The sequence below is a fragment of the Lutispora sp. genome (genome assembly GCF_041687175.1).
Taxonomy (GTDB): Bacteria; Bacillota; Clostridia; order Lutisporales; family Lutisporaceae; genus Lutispora.
In genome coordinates this window covers 1-1,954 of the sequence record NZ_JAWLCK010000206.1, presented here as the reverse complement: position 1 = coordinate 1,954, position 1,954 = coordinate 1, and the positions used below count along the sequence as shown (strand labels likewise).

1 protein-coding gene is annotated in these 1,954 nt (G+C 40.9%); it reads left to right on the top strand.

Annotated elements, in window-relative coordinates:
* The first annotated feature begins 252 nt into the window (after nucleotides 1–252).
* The gene (locus ACESM9_RS15290; RefSeq protein WP_373000693.1) at nucleotides 253–1,884 is read left to right on the top strand and encodes a BCCT family transporter; all 1,632 of its coding nucleotides are present in this window, start codon (nucleotides 253–255) and stop codon (nucleotides 1,882–1,884) included.
* Nucleotides 1,885–1,954 lie beyond the last annotated feature (70 nt).

The window sequence follows — 1,954 nt, the reverse complement described above, 5'->3', positions numbered from 1 at the left end:
GAATGGGATAAGAAAACAAAAGTATTAAAAATGTGTTAAAAGTTTGGCAAGTTTTTTTAAATTTTTCTGATTTTAGACAATATTTAGGCTTTTTATTGACGCTGCAACTATAAAATAATAGACAAGATGCAGTTGTGTAGAAATATCGACCATGGGAATCATTTGTTCTGACTTATATGGAATAATGTATAAATAATGGATTCCGGCTGATTGTTCTTCATAGCTGCAAATAAGAAAAGGGGGCATGACGATTTGGAAAACATAAAAACCAAAGCAAAAATCAGAAAAGCTATTTTCTACCCGATGTCAATCATCTTCGTAGCGGCAATCATTTTGGGAGTTGCGGCGCCGGAAGCATTCTTCAATGGTAATTCAGCAATAATGGGCTTTGCTTTCAAGAATTTTGGCTGGCTCTTTCAGATTACCAGTGTTCTGTTCCTTGGGGTCTGTGCATTTTTCTTTTTCTCAAAATACGGTGATATAAAGTTTGGCGGTAAGGATGCACAACCGACTCTCAGCTATTGGAACTGGTTTGCAATAACACTTTGTGCAGGTATTGCAACTGGAATACTATTCTGGGGGACAGCAGAACCACTTATGCATTTCACATCACCCCCGGCAGAATTGGGTATTGCACCAAATTCAGAAGCAGCTGCGGTATTTGCAATGGAAACAGTATTCATACACTGGACATTTATTCCATATGCGATGTATGCATTGGCAGGTCTTGGCATAGCATATGCGGTCTATAACATGAAGCTGCCATTCCAGATCAGTTCAACTCTGTATCCTATATTCGGAAAGAAGATAAAAGGCAGCATTGGTGCTATTGTTGATAATCTCTGTCTTTTCGCAATGTTTGGCGGAGTAGCAGCGGTACTTGGGGTAGGTACATTGCAGATAACAATCGGTCTTAATAAGCTTGCAGGGGTACCTACAGGCAAGGTTACATGGATAGTAATTGTATCCATAATGGTTGCTATATTCCTTATCTCCAGCTATTCCGGCCTGAATAGAGGTATTAGATGGCTGTCTGATAAGAACTCAAAAATATTCCTGGCAATAATGGCATTCATATTCATATTCGGACCTACAACCTTCATACTCTCATTGGGAACTCAGGGCTTTGGACACTTCCTCAACAACTTCTTTATGAGAACTCAGTATCTGAGTCCGGTAGACGGAGGAATGTGGCCTCAGTGGTGGCCGATAGTATATTGGGCATTCTGGCTGGCTTATGCGCCTCTTGAAGGTATGTTCTTCGCACTGCTGTGCAAAGGCAGAACCATAAGACAGTTCTTAATGGTCAACCTTGTAGCTCCATCAATATTCGGAATTCTGTGGTTTGCAGTTTTCGGAGGTGCAGCGATACATGGTGAGATACAGGGTCAGGGACTAATGGAAGCAATAAATGCAAACGGCTTTGAAATATCTATATTCAAGTTCCTTGAAGCTTACCCTGCAGGAGGGGCAATAAGCTGGGTAATAATAGTGGCTGTAGTATTGTCTATAGTTACCCTTTGTGACTCTATGACATCTACTATAGCTTCCCTGTCAACAACAGCAAATGATGATCCTTCAAAGGAAGCTCCCACTAAGATAAAGATGTTCTGGGGTATTGCAATGGCGTCAATGGCGATAATCAACCTGATTTGCGCAGGCGGAAAAATCAGCGGTATAGATGCAACAAAGCAGTTGGCGACAGTAGCAGGTTTCCCGATATTGTTCTTTATGATACTGCTTACATACGGTACTATTAAGATGATTGTGAACCAGGAAAAATACGACTTGGCGTATTTCCCTGAAACAGCACATATCGATCCTGAGGTTATGGTTGTGGAGAGTAAAGGAAGCGTACCGGGATCGACTACTCAATCAATGTAAATTCATATTAAGCATCCGACAGATATTATTCTATGGATCAAAGAAAGCCTATCGAAAGATAGGCTTTCCG